This window comes from Citrobacter sp. Ct235, from assembly GCF_030332305.1.
In the GTDB taxonomy this organism is placed as follows: domain Bacteria; phylum Pseudomonadota; class Gammaproteobacteria; order Enterobacterales; family Enterobacteriaceae; genus Citrobacter_A; species Citrobacter_A telavivensis.
Window position 1 is genome coordinate 204806 of the sequence record NZ_JAOWIC010000039.1, and the last position, 15609, is coordinate 220414.

General features: G+C 55.7%; 16 protein-coding genes and 1 pseudogene. 15 read left to right on the forward strand and 2 right to left on the reverse strand.

Features of this window, described 5'->3' with window-relative positions:
• Nucleotides 1-199: 199 nt before the first annotated feature.
• The 10 genes from ttdA to ureG all read left to right on the forward strand — a co-directional run bounded on the left by ttdA (nt 200) and on the right by ureG (nt 8281).
• On the forward strand, nt 200-1111 hold the full coding sequence (gene ttdA, locus OGY35_RS05345) for a L(+)-tartrate dehydratase subunit alpha (RefSeq protein ID WP_094464815.1): 912 nt from the start codon (nt 200-202) through the stop codon (nt 1109-1111).
• Nucleotides 1108-1713 carry a L(+)-tartrate dehydratase subunit beta gene (gene ttdB, locus OGY35_RS05350; RefSeq protein WP_042324302.1) on the forward strand — a complete coding sequence of 202 codons (606 nt, stop codon included), beginning with the start codon at nt 1108-1110 and terminating at the stop codon, nt 1711-1713. The genes ttdA and ttdB overlap by 4 nt, the downstream gene beginning before the upstream one ends.
• 48 nt (nt 1714-1761) lie before the next feature.
• Nucleotides 1762-3225, forward strand: coding sequence for an anion permease (locus tag OGY35_RS05355; RefSeq protein ID WP_286631607.1), 1464 nt, complete (start codon nt 1762-1764; stop codon nt 3223-3225).
• Between the two features lie 123 nt (nt 3226-3348).
• Nucleotides 3349-4173, forward strand: a complete 825-nt coding sequence (locus OGY35_RS05360) for an urease accessory protein UreD (protein WP_286631764.1) — start codon at nt 3349-3351, stop codon at nt 4171-4173.
• Nucleotides 4174-4183: 10 nt separating this feature from the next.
• On the forward strand, nt 4184-4486 hold the full coding sequence (locus OGY35_RS05365; RefSeq protein WP_152406067.1) for an urease subunit gamma: 303 nt from the start codon (nt 4184-4186) through the stop codon (nt 4484-4486).
• 9 nt (nt 4487-4495) lie between these two features.
• Nucleotides 4496-4816, forward strand: a complete 321-nt coding sequence (locus tag OGY35_RS05370) for an urease subunit beta (RefSeq protein ID WP_286631608.1) — start codon at nt 4496-4498, stop codon at nt 4814-4816.
• Complete coding sequence (gene ureC / locus OGY35_RS05375) at nt 4809-6512, forward strand: urease subunit alpha (RefSeq protein WP_286631609.1); 1704 nt, start codon at nt 4809-4811, stop codon at nt 6510-6512. Before OGY35_RS05370 ends, ureC begins: the two co-directional genes overlap by 8 nt.
• A gap of 9 nt (nt 6513-6521) precedes the next feature.
• Nucleotides 6522-6980: an urease accessory protein UreE gene (gene ureE, locus OGY35_RS05380; protein WP_152406070.1), complete on the forward strand. Its 459-nt coding sequence runs from the start codon at nt 6522-6524 to the stop codon at nt 6978-6980.
• Complete coding sequence (locus tag OGY35_RS05385; RefSeq protein ID WP_286631610.1) at nt 6980-7654, forward strand: urease accessory protein UreF; 675 nt, start codon at nt 6980-6982, stop codon at nt 7652-7654. The genes ureE and OGY35_RS05385 overlap by 1 nt, the downstream gene beginning before the upstream one ends.
• A 9-nt stretch (nt 7655-7663) precedes the next feature.
• The gene (gene ureG, locus OGY35_RS05390) at nt 7664-8281 is read left to right on the forward strand and encodes an urease accessory protein UreG (RefSeq protein WP_152406072.1); all 618 of its coding nucleotides are present in this window, start codon (nt 7664-7666) and stop codon (nt 8279-8281) included.
• A 133-nt stretch (nt 8282-8414) separates the two neighbouring features.
• On the opposite strand, the gene tsaD is transcribed toward ureG, so the two are convergent.
• Nucleotides 8415-9428: a tRNA (adenosine(37)-N6)-threonylcarbamoyltransferase complex transferase subunit TsaD gene (tsaD, locus tag OGY35_RS05395; protein ID WP_286631611.1), complete on the reverse strand. Its 1014-nt coding sequence runs from the start codon at nt 9426-9428 to the stop codon at nt 8415-8417.
• Nucleotides 9429-9655: 227 nt separating this feature from the next.
• On the opposite strand from tsaD, the gene rpsU reads away from it, so the two are divergent.
• From rpsU to OGY35_RS05420, 5 genes and pseudogenes are all read left to right on the forward strand, one after another.
• Nucleotides 9656-9871, forward strand: coding sequence for a 30S ribosomal protein S21 (rpsU, locus tag OGY35_RS05400; RefSeq protein ID WP_001144069.1), 216 nt, complete (start codon nt 9656-9658; stop codon nt 9869-9871).
• A 236-nt stretch (nt 9872-10107) separates the two neighbouring features.
• Nucleotides 10108-11853: a DNA primase gene (gene dnaG, locus OGY35_RS05405; RefSeq protein ID WP_286631612.1), complete on the forward strand. Its 1746-nt coding sequence runs from the start codon at nt 10108-10110 to the stop codon at nt 11851-11853.
• 171 nt (nt 11854-12024) lie between these two features.
• The gene (gene rpoD, locus OGY35_RS05410) at nt 12025-13872 is read left to right on the forward strand and encodes an RNA polymerase sigma factor RpoD (protein WP_046495899.1); all 1848 of its coding nucleotides are present in this window, start codon (nt 12025-12027) and stop codon (nt 13870-13872) included.
• A 197-nt stretch (nt 13873-14069) separates the two neighbouring features.
• Nucleotides 14070-14345, forward strand: a pseudogene (gene tnpA, locus OGY35_RS05415) (IS200/IS605 family transposase); the annotation flags it as partial.
• Between the two features lie 270 nt (nt 14346-14615).
• Complete coding sequence (locus tag OGY35_RS05420; protein ID WP_286631614.1) at nt 14616-15065, forward strand: YuaE family lipoprotein; 450 nt, start codon at nt 14616-14618, stop codon at nt 15063-15065.
• 33 nt (nt 15066-15098) lie between these two features.
• Here the strand turns inward: OGY35_RS05420 and mug are convergent, their stop codons facing one another.
• The gene (gene mug / locus OGY35_RS05425; RefSeq protein ID WP_286631615.1) at nt 15099-15605 is read right to left on the reverse strand and encodes a G/U mismatch-specific DNA glycosylase; all 507 of its coding nucleotides are present in this window, start codon (nt 15603-15605) and stop codon (nt 15099-15101) included.
• Nucleotides 15606-15609: the final 4 nt, after the last annotated feature.

Consider the following 15609-nt stretch of genomic DNA (forward strand, 5'->3'; position numbering starts at 1 on the left):
TCCATGAAGTTGATACCTCAAGTGTAATTCGCAATCTACGGTTAATCTCTGCCTTTGCTCAATTTTCATCATCTTTCTTCAGCATCATTCACGAACTGTTAATTGCATATACACAGTGGCAAATAATATAAAACCACACATTTAATGGTAGTTTGTGAAAGAGAATTTATTTCCAGAAAATAAAAGAACTGGAGTTGACATGATGAGCAATCAAAATAATCAAAATGCGGTTAATACGCTGACGGAAATAGTCGCCAACTTTACCGCCATGATATCCACCCGTATGCCCGACGATGTGGTGGACAAATTAAAACAGCTGCGGGACGCCGAAACATCAAAGATGGGGCAAATCATCTACCACACGATGTTCGACAACATGCAGAAAGCTATCGATCTTAACCGTCCGGCCTGCCAGGACACCGGTGAGATCATGTTCTTCGTGAAGGTCGGTTCCCGTTTCCCGCTGCTGGGTGAGTTGCAAAGCATTCTCAAGCAAGCGGTGGAAGATGCCACAGTGAAAGCGCCGCTGCGCCACAACGCCGTAGAAATTTTTGACGAAGTGAATACCGGTAAAAACACCGGTAGCGGCGTACCGTGGGTAACCTGGGATATTGTGCCCGACGGCGATGACGCGGAAATTGAAGTCTATATGGCCGGTGGTGGTTGCACGCTGCCGGGGCGCTCCAAAGTACTGATGCCTTCCGAAGGTTATGAAGGCGTAGTGAAATTCGTCTTTGAAAACATCTCGACGCTGGCCGTCAACGCCTGTCCGCCGGTGCTGGTCGGCGTGGGTATCGCCACCTCCGTTGAAACCGCCGCCGTGCTGTCGCGCAAAGCGGTACTGCGCCCAATCGGCTCCCGCCATCCGAATCCAAAAGCGGCAGAGCTTGAGCTGCGTCTGGAAGAAGGGCTAAACCGGCTGGGCATTGGTCCGCAAGGGCTCACCGGCAACAGTTCCGTGATGGGCGTGCATATCGAATCCGCCGCGCGTCACCCGTCAACCATTGGCGTCGCCGTCTCCACCGGCTGCTGGGCGCACCGCCGCGGCACGCTGCTGGTCCATTCTGACCTCTCCTTCGAAAACCTGTCTCACACCCGGAGCGCGTTATGAAAAAGATCCTCACAACCCCGATCAAAGCCGAAGACCTGGAAGACATCCGCGTTGGCGATGTGATCTATCTGACCGGTACGCTGGTGACCTGCCGCGACGTCTGCCACCGCCGACTGATCGAACTGAAGCGCCCGATCCCCTACGACCTCAATGGCAAAGCGATTTTCCATGCCGGGCCCATCGTGCGTAAGAACGGTGAAAAATGGGAGATGGTCTCCGTCGGCCCGACCACCAGTATGCGTATGGAAGCCTTTGAAAAAGAGTTCATTGAGCAGACAGGCGTCAAACTGGTGGTGGGTAAAGGCGGCATGGGACCGCTGACGGAAGAAGGCTGCCAGAAATTCAAGGCGCTGCACGTAATCTTCCCGGCAGGTTGTGCGGTGCTGGCCGCCACCCAGGTGGAAGAGATCGAAGAGGTGCACTGGATGGAGCTCGGTATGCCGGAATCGCTGTGGGTTTGTCGGGTGAAAGAGTTCGGTCCGCTGATTGTCTCTATCGACACCCACGGCAACAACCTGATCGCCGAAAACAAAAAACAGTTCGCCGAGCGTCGCGGTCCCATCGTCGACGAAATCTGTGAACACGTGCATTACATCAAATAACCCTTCCGGAGAGGCCTGCGCCTCTCCCTCTTTCGCAGGGATACGACAATGGCACCTTTATCTGGTTGGTGGCGATATCTGGCTCCGCTGGTGGTCATCGCCATTATTGCTGTTTTGCCCGTCCCCACCGGTCTTGAGAGCCACACCTGGCTCTACTTTGCGGTCTTTACCGGCGTCATCGTGGGACTCATTCTGGAACCTGTACCCGGCGCAGTCGTGGCGATGATTGGGATATCGATTATCGCAGTCCTCTCGCCGTGGCTGTTGTTCAGCCCGGAACAGCTCGCCCAGGACGGCTTCAAATTTACCTCCAAAGCGCTCTCGTGGGCGGTTTCTGGTTTTTCTAACTCGGTTATCTGGCTGATTTTCGCCGCCTTTATGTTTGGCACCGGGTATGAAAAAACCGGCCTCGGTCGGCGTATCGCGCTGATGCTGGTGAAAAAAATGGGGCACCGCACGCTGTTTCTCGGCTATGCGGTGATGTTCTCAGAACTGATCCTTGCCCCTGTTACCCCCTCTAACTCCGCACGCGGCGCAGGGATCATCTACCCGATTATCCGCAACCTGCCGCCACTCTATAACTCACAACCCAACGATCCCAGTGCCCGCTCCATCGGCTCTTACATTATGTGGATGGGGATCACCGCCGACTGTGTGACCAGCGCCATTTTCCTGACGGCAATGGCACCAAACCTACTGCTGATTGGCCTGATGAAGACCGCCTCTCATACGGCGCTCAGTTGGGGTGACTGGTTCTTAGGCATGCTGCCGCTGAGCATTTTGCTGGTTCTGCTGGTACCGTGGCTTGCCTATGTGCTGTATCCACCCGTGCTGAAGTCGGGCGATCAGGTGCCGCGCTGGGCGGAGTCGGAACTGAAAGAGATGGGGCCGCTCTGCTCGCGTGAGAAAAAGATGCTGGTGCTGATGGTAGGCGCACTGGTGCTGTGGATCTTCGGCGGAGACTATATCGACGCAGCCATGGTCGGTTACAGCGTCGTCGCTCTGATGCTGGTGCTGCGCATCATCTCCTGGGATGACATCGTCAGTAATAAATCGGCGTGGAACGTCTTCTTCTGGCTGGCCTCGCTCATCACTCTCGCAACCGGACTGAACAACACCGGCTTTATCACCTGGTTTGGCAAGCTGCTGGCCAGCGGGTTGAGCGGCTACTCACCGGTGCTGGTGATGATCGCGCTGATCGTGGTGTTCTGGCTGTTACGTTACTTCTTTGCCAGTGCAACGGCCTACACTTCCGCGCTGGCGCCAATGATGATCGCTGCCGCGCTGGCGATGCCGAAAATTCCATTACCGGTATTCTGCCTGATGGTCGGTGCGGCTATTGGTCTGGGCAGCATTCTCACCCCGTATGCGACCGGTCCAAGCCCTATCTACTATGGTAGCGGTTATCTGCCGACGGTTGATTACTGGCGGCTGGGGGCAATTTTCGGTCTGATTTTCCTGGTGCTGCTGCTGGCGACTGGGTTGCTCTGGATGCCTCTCGTTTTGCTTTAACCTCGTTGGGGCGGCAGGGCTGTCGCCCCCTTTTTCCATAAGCGTCTCATATGACCGTTTTCCCCCTCTGCTGAGGCATACTTTTTACTATGCAAACACCCTCACGCTGATAAGGGAAACGCTCTGGATACCGTTGCGCACAAGATACCAACACGGGGCTGGCAGGCCGAACTCGACCTGCGGTTTAGCCATACCGCGCATAAAACGGTGCTCACTCGCGCACACCACGTCGGTCCCCTGACGGTTCAACGGCCGTTTTATCCGCAAGACGATGTTTGCCACCTCTATTTACTCCATCCTCCCGGCGGCATTGTCGGCGGTGATGAACTCCAGATTTCCGTCACGCTGGACGAAAACAGCCATGTATTAATCACCATGCCCGGTGCGGGCAAGTTTTATCGCAGCGCAGGTCCGCTGGCACGACTGCACCAGACGTTTACGCTGGCCCCGAACGCGACGCTGGAATGGCTGCCACAGGATACGATCCTGTTCCCGGGCGCTAACGCCAGCCTCTGCTCCATATTTCATCTCACCGCCGAAAGCCGCCTGCTGGGCTGGGATCTGCTCTGCTTCGGGCGACCGGTCATGCAAGAGACGTTCAGCCACGGCGCATTGCACAACCGCCTGGAAGTCTGGCGTGACGGGCAGCCGCTGCTCATCGAGCGCCTGACGCTGCGTGATGGGGATCTCGCGGCCATCGCCAGTCAACCGTGGAGTGGCACCCTGCTCTGTTATCCGGCCACGGAACAGATGCTGGACGGCGTGCGCGAACGTCTGGCTCCGCTCGGTGATTATGCCGGGGCAACGCTCGCCGACCTGCTGCTGACGGTCCGTTTTCTGGCAGACGACAACCTGATCGTTCAGCGCGTCATGCGTGAAATCTGGCAGTTTTTGCGCCCGCTGTTAACCCAAAAGCCACCGCACCCGCCGCGCATCTGGCAAACCTAAGAGACTCCCTATGGAACTGACTCCCAGAGAAAAAGACAAGCTGTTGCTCTTTACCGCCGCGCTGGTCGCGGAGCGCCGACTGGCGCGCGGGCTGAAGCTGAATTACCCGGAATCGGTGGCGCTCATCAGCGCATTCATCATGGAAGGGGCGCGCGACGGCAAAAGCGTCGCCGCGCTGATGGAGGATGGCCGCCACGTTCTGAACCGTGAACAGGTGATGGAAGGCGTTCCGGAGATGATCCCGGATATCCAGGTTGAAGCGACCTTTCCGGACGGTTCGAAGCTGGTCACCGTTCACAGTCCGATCGTCTAAGGAGCAACCATGATTCCAGGTGAATACCGGATCGCGACAGGAAACATTGCGATCAACGCAGGGCGTGAAACGCGCACGATCGTGGTGGAGAATCATGGCGATCGCCCTATTCAGGTGGGATCGCACTACCACTTTTACGAGGCCAACCCGGCGCTCCGCTTTGCCCGCGAATCCGCGCTGGGTTTTCGTCTGAATATTCCGGCGGGGACAGCGGTACGTTTTGAGCCGGGGCAAAAGCGAGAGGTCGAGCTGGTACGCGTGGCGGGCGCACAGCGTATTTTTGGCTTTCGCGGCGACGTCATGGGTGCGCTGGAGGTGAAACATGGCTGAAATTTCCCGACAGGCTTACGCCGACATGTTCGGCCCGACCACCGGCGATAAAGTACGTCTGGCGGACACGGCTCTGTGGATCGAAGTGGAAAACGATCTCACCACCTATGGCGAAGAGGTGAAATTCGGGGGCGGCAAAGTGATCCGCGACGGCATGGGCCAGGGGCAGATGCCGTCTCAGGATTGCGTGGATTTGGTGATCACCAATGCGCTGATCGTCGATCACTGGGGGATCGTCAAAGCGGATATCGGCATTAAAGACGGCAGGATCTTTGCGATTGGCAAAGCCGGGAATCCGGATATTCAGCCTGACGTGACGATCCCAATCGGCGTCGCCACCGAAGCGATCGCCGGCGAAGGCAAGATCGTGACGGCGGGTGGCGTGGATACCCATATTCACTGGATCTGTCCGCAGCAGGCGGAAGAAGCGCTGGTCTCCGGTGTGACGACAATGATTGGTGGCGGCACCGGACCGGCTGCCGGCACCAATGCCACCACCTGCACGCCGGGACCGTGGTATATCGCCCGAATGCTACAGGCGGCGGACACATTGCCCGTCAATATCGGCCTGCTGGGCAAAGGCAATGGCTCTCATCCCGATGCGCTGCGCGAGCAGGTTGCCGCTGGCGCCATCGGCCTGAAAATCCACGAAGACTGGGGTGCGACGCCTGCGGCTATCGACTGCGCGCTGACCGTAGCCGATGAGATGGACATTCAGGTAGCACTGCACAGCGATACATTAAACGAATCGGGCTTTGTCGAAGATACGCTGGCAGCGATTGGCGATCGCACCATCCACACGTTTCACACCGAAGGAGCCGGCGGCGGGCATGCTCCGGATATCATCACTGCCTGCGCGCATGCCAACATTCTTCCCTCTTCCACCAACCCGACACTGCCCTACACCGTCAACACCGTTGATGAGCATCTCGACATGCTGATGGTTTGTCACCACCTGGATCCGGATATCGCCGAGGATGTCGCCTTTGCCGAATCACGGATCCGTCGGGAGACCATCGCCGCCGAAGACGTGTTGCATGACATTGGCGCGTTTTCGCTGACCTCATCGGACTCTCAGGCAATGGGACGCGTGGGGGAAGTGATCCTGCGCACCTGGCAAGTGGCGCACCGGATGAAAGTGCAACGTGGCCCGTTAGCGGAAGAAACGGGTGATAACGATAATCTGCGCGTGAAGCGCTACATTGCCAAGTACACCATTAACCCGGCGCTGACTCACGGCATCGCCCACGAAGTCGGTTCGATTGAGGCCGGGAAGCTGGCGGACCTGGTGCTCTGGTCCCCCGCCTTTTTCGGCGTGAAGCCAGCCACAATCGTGAAGGGCGGCATGATCGCCTGCGCGCCGATGGGTGACATCAATGCCTCCATCCCCACGCCGCAACCGGTGCATTACCGCATGATGTTTGGCGCGCTCGGCGCGGCACGTCATCATTCCCGGCTGACCTTTCTGTCACAGGCGGCGGTGGAAAACGGCGTCGCACAGCAACTCAATTTGCAAAGCCAAACTGCCGTGGTGAAAGGCTGCCGGACGGTGAAAAAAGCCGACATGATCCACAACAGCCTGCAACCCAATATCACCGTGGATGCCCAGACCTATGAGGTCCGTATCGACGGTGAACTCATCACCAGCGAACCCGCTGACGTTCTGCCAATGGCGCAGCGTTACTTTTTATTTTGAGGAGCCGAGATGCTGTTATTGACGCAACGCGTTGACACCCCAGCGCACGTCACCGCCACGCTGACGCTGCCAATTGATATCCGCGTGAAGAGTCGGGCGAAAGTACAACTCAATGACGGGCGCGAGGCGGGGCTGATGCTGCCCCGTGGCCTGCTGCTGCGCGGCGGCGACTGCCTGAGCACTGAAGACGGCACGGAAGTGGTGGAAATCATCGCCGCCAGCGAGGCGGTGTCGGTGGTGCGCTGTGCCGATCCGTTCCTGCTTGCGAAAGCCTGTTATCACCTCGGTAACCGCCACGTCCCATTACAAATTCTGCCGGACGAACTGCGCTATCACCACGATCACGTGCTGGATACGATGCTGCGCCAGTTCAAACTGCAGGTGACGTTTGCGCATTTGCCGTTTGAACCTGAGGCCGGGGCGTATGCCAGTGAATCTCATGGTCATCACCACAGCCATGCGCACTGATGCGTGATGCACTGCAGCAATTGCGTCTACTGCAACTCGCCAGCAGCAGTCTGCCGGTGGGATCGTTTACCTGGTCACAGGGGTTGGAGTGGGTAGTTGAGACCGGTTGGGTGAACAGCGTGGACACCTTCGCGCACTGGCAAACCCGGCAGATGGAAAACAGCGTTTTCACCGTCGACCTGCCGCTGTTCGCCCGGCTGTATCACGCCTGCGAACAGGATGATATTGATGCCGCGCGACGCTGGACGGCGTATCTGCTGGCCTGTCGGGAAACCCGCGAGCTACGGGAAGAAGAGCGCAGCCGGGGCGCGGCGTTCACCCGACTGGTCGTCGACTGGCAGCCAGAATGCCCGCAGCCATGGCGCACGCTATTTGCCGACAGTCAGCTCTGCGGTATGGCCTGGCTGGGCGTGCAGTGGCGCATTCCGCTGCCCGACCTGGCCTTAACGTTCGGATACAGTTGGATTGAGAGTGCGGTGATGGCCGGTGTCAAACTGGTGCCGTTTGGTCAGCAGGCGGCCCAGCGGCTGATTATTACGCTTTGCTCGCAGTATGCCGAGGGCATGGCGCAGGCGCTGGCGTGCCCGGACGACGGTCTGGGATCCGCCACGCCGCTGGCAGCCATCGCCTCTGCACGCCATGAAACGCAATATTGCCGTTTATTTCGCTCCTGAGGAGAGACAATGAGTGAGTACAAACATCCCCTGCGCGTTGGCGTAGGCGGCCCGGTGGGTTCCGGTAAAACCGCCCTGCTGGAAGCGTTATGCAAAGCGATGCGCGACCGCTGGCAACTGGCGGTGGTCACCAACGATATCTACACCAAAGAGGATCAGCGCATTCTCACCGAAGCTGGCGCGCTGGCACCGGAACGCATTGTCGGTGTGGAAACCGGCGGCTGTCCGCACACCGCCATCCGCGAAGATGCCTCGATGAATCTGGCCGCGGTGGACGCGTTAAGCGAAAAATTCGGCAATCTGGATCTGATTTTTGTTGAGAGCGGCGGCGACAACCTGAGCGCCACCTTCAGCCCGGAACTGGCGGATCTCACTATCTACGTGATCGATGTGGCCGAAGGGGAAAAGATCCCGCGAAAAGGCGGACCGGGGATCACCAAATCGGATTTCCTGGTGATCAACAAAACCGATCTCGCTCCCTATGTAGGCGCGTCGCTGGAGGTCATGGAACGCGACACGCTGCGCATGCGTGGCGAGCGCCCGTGGACGTTTACCAATTTAAAATCGGGTGACGGTCTGGCAACAATTATTGCGTTTCTGGAAGACAGAGGAATGCTGCGGGTGTAGTGCGGGTGTATGCGGTGTATTGCCGGGTGGCGGCTTCGCCTGACCCGGCCTACGGCCTTGTCGATCCGGTAAACGCAGAGAATAGATTCGCAGGCCCGGTAAGCGCAGCGCCACCGGGCAGGACAGAAAGCGCTTATGCCGCAGGCAGCTCCGCCAGCGACCAGCGCGGACGTACGGTCACGCCGAGATCCGCCGTGGCCCCCGCTTTAAAGCGCACCATGCCGGCATAGGCAATCATCGCCCCGTTGTCAGTACAAAATTCCGGACGGGCATAGAACACGTCGCCACGACGTTTTTGCATCATCTCCGCCAGCTTCGCCCGCAGCGTACGGTTGGCGCTGACGCCGCCCGCCATCACCAGACGCGTAAAGCCGGTCTGATCCAGCGCCCGCTTGCACTTGATCATTAGCGTATCTACCACCGCGTCTTCAAACGCCCGGGCGATATCGGCACGAGTTTGATCATCATCGCCGTTATTGCGAATCGTATTCGCCGCAAAGGTTTTCAACCCGGAGAAGCTGAAATCCAGCCCCGGACGATCGGTCATGGGCCGCGGGAAAACAAAACGTCCGGCGGTGCCCTGCGACGCCATTTTCGACAGCATCGGGCCGCCAGGATAGTCGAGCCCCAGCAGCTTGGCGGTTTTATCGAACGCTTCACCGGCAGCGTCGTCAATCGATTCACCGAGCAACGCATACTGCCCAACGCCCGTCACGCTGATAAGCTGGGTATGTCCCCCCGATACCAACAGCGCCACAAAGGGGAATTCTGGCGGGTTATCTTCCAGCATCGGTGCCAGCAGATGCCCTTCCATATGATGTACAGGGATAGCGGGCACATTCCATGCAAACGCCAGCGAACGACCGACGGTTGCGCCGACGAGCAGCGCGCCAACCAGACCCGGTCCTGCGGTATACGCCACCGCATCAATCTCTTTCGCACTCAGTCCCGCCTCTTTCAGCGCCGCCTGAATCAGCGGCACCGTTTTGCGGACATGATCGCGGGAGGCCAGTTCAGGCACGACCCCGCCGTAGTCAGCATGTAATTTCACCTGACTATACAATTGGTTGGCTAACAGACCTTTTTCGTCGTCGTAAATGGCGATGCCGGTTTCATCGCAGGATGTTTCAATTCCCAGTACACGCATGACTTGTTTCTACCTCACGTTATTACCGCGCAGTGTAGGTCGAATGCGGGTAGATGTATACCCTCACTCCCGATTTCGTGTATACTCTTCCCCCTTATAAAAGTCCCTTTCAAAATCGCATCGGTGCTTTACAAAGCAGCAGCAATTGCAGTAAAATTCCGCACCATTTTGAAATAAGCTGGCGCTGATGCCAGCGGCAAACCGAATTTATCAAAGGTGAGAGTTACATGCCGGTAATTAAAGTACGTGAAAACGAGCCGTTCGACGTAGCACTGCGTCGCTTCAAGCGTTCCTGCGAGAAAGCAGGCGTTCTGGCGGAAGTTCGTCGTCGTGAGTTCTATGAAAAACCGACTACCGAACGCAAACGCGCCAAAGCTTCTGCTGTGAAACGTCACGCGAAGAAACTGGCTCGCGAAAACGCACGCCGCACTCGTCTGTACTAATCTCTGTCGGGGGCTGAGGCTCTCGATTCAGACCGAGTTGTAGTTGTAAGGCCGTGCTTCCGAAAGGAATGCGCGGCTTATTTTCGTTTATGCATTAGCATATACACAAAATCATTCATGATGCGTCAAGGCGGCAAGGGAGTGAATCCCCGGAGCTTACTTAAGTAAGTGACAGGGGTGAACGAGCGTAGCCAACGCCGAGGCAGCTTGAAGGATGAAGTGTATAAAAGGGGCATATGGCTGGACGAATCCCACGTGTATTCATCAATGACCTGCTGGCAAGAACCGACATCGTCGATCTCATCGACGCGCGGGTAAAGCTGAAAAAACAGGGCAAAAATTATCACGCGTGTTGTCCGTTCCATAACGAAAAGACCCCCTCTTTCACCGTAAACGGTGAAAAACAGTTTTATCACTGCTTTGGATGCGGCGCGCACGGCAACGCTATCGACTTCCTGATGAACTACGACAAGCTCGAGTTCGTGGAAACCGTCGAAGAACTGGCGGCTATGCATAACCTTGACGTCCCGTTTGAAGCAGGCACAGGCCCCAGTCAGATAGAGCGCCATCAACGGCAAAGCCTGTATCAACTGATGGATGGCCTGAACACGTTTTATCAGCAATCTCTGATGCAACCCGCCGCTACCCCTGCGCGCCAGTATCTGGAAAAGCGAGGACTCAGTAGTGAAGTGATCGCGCGTTTTGCTATTGGCTTTGCGCCCCCCGGTTGGGACAACGTCCTGAAACGGTTTGGCGGCAATAGCGAAAATCGCCAGTCACTGGTGGATGCGGGTATGTTGGTCACCAACGATCAGGGACGCAGTTACGATCGCTTCCGCGAACGGGTGATGTTCCCCATCCGCGATAAGCGTGGTCGGGTGATAGGTTTTGGCGGTCGTGTGCTGGGTGATGCGCTACCGAAGTACCTCAACTCCCCGGAAACCGATATTTTCCATAAGGGCCGCCAACTGTATGGCCTTTATGAAGCGCAGCAGGATAACGCCGATCCGCAACGTTTGTTAGTGGTGGAAGGCTATATGGATGTGGTGGCGCTGGCGCAGTATGGTATTAACTATGCCGTGGCTTCGCTGGGCACCTCAACCACCGCCGATCATATTCAGCTCCTGTTCCGCGCCACGAACAACGTTATTTGCTGTTATGACGGTGACCGTGCAGGACGAGACGCCGCCTGGCGCGCGCTGGAAACCGCACTGCCGTACATGACGGATGGTCGTCAGCTACGCTTTATGTTTTTACCTGATGGCGAAGACCCCGATACGCTGGTGCGTAAAGAGGGGAAAGCGGCATTCGAAGCCCGGATGGAGCAGGCCCTGCCGCTCTCCGCGTTTTTGTTTAATAGCCTGCTGCCGCAGGTGGACCTGAGCACGCCGGACGGGCGAGCGCAGTTGAGTACGCTGGCGCTACCGCTTATCACTCAGGTACCGGGTGAAACATTACGCATTTATCTGCGACAGGAATTGGGCAACAAGCTTGGCATTCTGGACGACAGCCAGCTTGAACGATTAATGCCAAAATTGTCCGAAAGTGGGACTTCCCGACCCGCTCCGCAGCTAAAACGCACGACCATGCGTATACTGATAGGACTGCTGGTGCAAAATCCGGAACTGGCGCCGCTGGTGCCACCGTTAAGCGGTCTGGACCAGAATAAGCTGCCTGGACTTGGCTTATTCGCAGAACTGGTCAACACTTGTTTGTCCCAGCCAGGGCTAACCACCGGACAGCTTTTAGAACACTATCGTGGCACAAATGATGCGGCCACCCTTGAAAAATTGTCGATGTGGGACGATATAGCAGATAAGGATATTGCTGAAAAAACCTTCACCGACTCACTCAACCATATGTTTGATTCGATGCTTGAGCTGCGCCAGGAAGAGCTAATCGCCCGCGAGCGCACACACGGTTTAAGCAGCGAAGAACGCCGGGAGCTCTGGACACTGAACCAGGAACTGGCGAAGAAATGAATTGAAACAGACAAAAGTATTTAACGGCTTAAGTGCCGAATAGCGATCGGGAAGCCCCCGACAGCCGCACTGAGAGGCAGCGGCCACAAATATAAGTACGCCCTCGCTTTAAATGTTGGCAGCAACGGCTTGCTGACTCTAATCAAACGAATTAAGTGTGGATACCGTCTTATGGAGCAAAACCCGCAGTCACAGCTGAAGCTTCTTGTCACCCGTGGTAAGGAGCAAGGCTATCTGACCTATGCCGAGGTCAATGACCATCTGCCGGAAGATATCGTCGATTCAGATCAAATTGAAGATATCATCCAAATGATCAACGACATGGGTATTCAGGTGATGGAAGAAGCACCGGATGCCGATGATCTGCTGCTTGCTGAAAATACCACCAGTACCGACGAAGACGCGGAAGAAGCGGCTGCGCAAGTTCTGTCCAGCGTAGAGTCTGAAATCGGTCGTACCACTGACCCGGTTCGCATGTACATGCGTGAAATGGGTACCGTTGAACTGTTGACCCGCGAAGGCGAAATCGATATTGCGAAACGCATCGAAGACGGGATCAACCAGGTTCAGTGCTCCGTTGCCGAATATCCAGAAGCTATTACCTATCTGCTTGAGCAGTACGATCGCGTTGAAGCTGAAGAAGCCCGTCTGTCCGATCTGATCACCGGCTTTGTCGATCCAAACGCGGAAGAAGATCTGGCCCCTACCGCCACTCACGTCGGATCTGAGTTATCTCAGGAAGACATGGATGACGATGAGGACGAAGACGAAGAAGACAGCGACGACGACAGCAGCGATGACGACAACAGCATCGATCCTGAGCTGGCGCGCGAGAAGTTCGGCGAACTGCGTACGCAGTACGAAGTCACGCGTGACACCATCAAAGCGAAAGGTCGTAGCCACGCCGATGCCCAGACTGAGATCCTGAAGCTGTCTGAAGTATTCAAGCAGTTCCGTCTGGTACCAAAGCAGTTTGACTACCTCGTGAACAGCATGCGCGTCATGATGGACAGGGTTCGTACCCAGGAACGTCTGATCATGAAGCTCTGCGTTGAGCAGTGCAAAATGCCGAAGAAGAACTTCATCACCCTGTTCACCGGCAATGAAACCAGCGAAACCTGGTTCAATGCGGCTATCGCGATGAACAAGCCGTGGTCCGAAAAACTGCACGATGTGGCCGATGACGTTCATCGTGGTCTGCAGAAACTGCGTCAGATTGAAGAAGAAACCGGCCTGACCATCGAGCAGGTCAAAGACATCAACCGTCGCATGTCCATTGGCGAAGCGAAAGCGCGTCGTGCGAAGAAAGAGATGGTTGAAGCAAACTTACGTCTGGTTATCTCTATCGCCAAGAAATACACCAACCGTGGTCTGCAGTTCCTGGATCTGATTCAGGAAGGCAACATCGGTCTGATGAAAGCGGTCGATAAGTTTGAATACCGTCGTGGTTACAAGTTCTCCACCTATGCAACCTGGTGGATCCGTCAGGCGATCACCCGCTCTATCGCGGATCAGGCGCGCACCATCCGTATTCCGGTGCATATGATTGAGACCATCAACAAACTCAACCGTATCTCCCGCCAGATGCTGCAAGAGATGGGTCGCGAGCCGACGCCGGAAGAGCTGGCTGAGCGTATGCTGATGCCGGAAGACAAGATCCGTAAAGTGCTGAAGATCGCCAAAGAGCCGATCTCCATGGAAACCCCTATCGGTGACGATGAAGATTCGCATCTGGGTGATTTCATCGAGGATACCACCCTCGAGCTACCGCTGGATTCTGCCACAACGGAAAGCCTGCGTGCGGCAACGCATGACGTGCTGGCTGGCCTGACCGCGCGTGAAGCGAAAGTCCTGCGTATGCGTTTTGGTATCGATATGAACACCGACCACACGCTGGAAGAAGTGGGTAAACAGTTTGACGTTACCCGCGAACGTATTCGTCAGATCGAAGCGAAGGCGCTGCGTAAACTGCGTCACCCGAGCCGTTCTGAAGTGCTGCGTAGCTTCCTGGACGACTAATCGTTCATCGCGCTGGATTAATATTTAAGGCCACAGCTTGCTGTGGCCTTTTTTTGCCTATGGAAAACCCCCTGCCAGGTGGGGGTTCCGGAAAGCTTTCAGCTTTAAGTCAGTGATTAAAACCCCTTTTGATTTGTTAAAACATCTTGCGGTCTGGCAACTGCAAAAGTTCAACAAGGAATCAAAAGGGGGTCCCAATGAGGGACGAAAAGAGCTTAGCGCACACCCAATGGAACTGTAAATATCACATCGTTTTTGCGCCAAAATACCGAAGACAAGTGTTCTACGGAGAGAAACGCAGGGCGATAGGTAGCATCTTAAGAAAGCTGTGTGAGTGGAAGAACGTACGGACCCTGGAAGCTGAATGTTGCGCAGATCACATCCATATACTTGTGGAAATCCCGCCCAAAATGAGCGTATCTGGCTTCATAGGATATCTTAAAGGGAAAAGCAGTCTGATGCTTTATGAGCAGTTATCGCTCCCTTATCCGGGCAGCCCGTTTACGGGCCGTAAGTAACGAAGTCTGATGCAAATGTCAGATCGTATGCGCCTGTTAGGACGCGGCTGGTAACAGAGTCTTATAGGCGCATCAGAAAAACCCCCGACTATGCCGGAGGATATTTATTTATCCTCTGAATTCCAGCGTGTGAAAATCATCCCAATCCCAACAGTAATAAACTCGCATTGCTATTGTTCCGTTTCCTCTTATAATCAATACCTAAGATAATTCTCAAGCAAATAAATGAGTATGCCCTACTCTTCTGCAGGAACTGATAATAAAATGAAAAACACATGGCTTCTGATGGTATGCATCGTGCTGACTGCTTGTGTCAATAAACAGCAAAACGCGCCTAAATCGCTGGTCACGCCCGTAGCAGAGCCGGTTGTACAACAACCTCAGGCTACGGCGAATGAAGACAGGATGAAAAGCAGTTCTTTGACAGCCAACGAAACCTGCATACGCTCATTAAACGCCCTTCGCTCCTACAGCCCGAAAAACTGGGATAAATACAGCGGCGCGATGGCGGAGCTGAACAAGAAAAATAGTCTGTTCCTTTCAGTGAAGGAGGACCTGAACCCTCAGTTGAATGATCTTGTCATTAACGCCTACGAATCCAGAATGAAAACACTGTGCTACCGCATTGAGAGCGCGCTGGGTCAGGCGATGATTGCCCAGGTTGACCCGATGTAATGGAATAGAGGATCCGGACAGCCACTGTCGGGATCATCTCCCCCGCACGATCAGCGCTTCATCCAGTTCCCTGAATGCTTCCACCAGTTTATCCAGCGTAATGCGGCTCAACCCGCTGGTATTCGGCAACACCCACACCTGCGTTGCGCCAATGGTTATGCTCTGTTTTCCCCACTGTACGCCGCGCTGGCTGAAGCCTTGCTCAAATGCCTGCTTACCCAGAATCGCCAGGGCATGCGGTTGGTACTGCTCAATTTTAGCAATCAGGCTACGTCCACCGTCGTGCAACTCCTGACGCGAGACTTCATTAGCCTGCACCGTTGGCCTGTCAACCAGTTTGGTGACACCGCAGCGAAAATCCAGCAGGTGTTCTGCCTCTTCGGGTTTGAGCTGGCGATCGGTAAAACCGGCCTGATGAATCACCTTCCAGAAACGGTTCGCCGGATGCGCAAACGGAAATCCCGTCCCGGCAGAAGAAAGCCCCGGATTGATGCCGCAGAACACGACCCGCAACCCCGGCGCTAAAATGTCCTTAACCATAACG